Origin of the sequence: Streptomyces sp. AC558_RSS880, assembly GCF_019049255.1 — a bacterium.
Lineage (GTDB): Bacteria > Actinomycetota > Actinomycetes > Streptomycetales > Streptomycetaceae > Streptomyces.
On record NZ_JAGMUJ010000200.1, the window covers coordinates 1 to 260 of the forward strand.

Below are 260 nucleotides of genomic sequence, written 5' to 3' on the forward strand. Positions count from 1 at the left end.
CAGGGGTCGCAGTGGGTGGGGATGGCGGCCGGGTTGCTGGAGTCCTCGCCGGTGTTCGCCGAGTGGGTCGAGCGGTGCGAGGCGGCGTTGGCGGCTCATGTCGACTGGTCGCTCACCGGGGTTCTGCGGTCGGACTCCGAGGAGTGGCTGGGCCGGGTGGATGTGGTGCAGCCGGTGTTGTGGGCGGTGATGGTGTCGCTGGCGCAGCTGTGGCGGTCGTTCGGTGTGGAGCCGGGAGCTGTCGTCGGCCACTCCCAGGG

The 260-nt window shown here is 71.2% G+C and carries 1 protein-coding gene; it reads left to right on the forward strand.

The features are described from left to right. A partial coding sequence (locus tag KUM38_RS40880; protein ID WP_217137226.1) for an acyltransferase domain-containing protein occupies positions 1–260 on the forward strand: 260 nt, incomplete at both ends.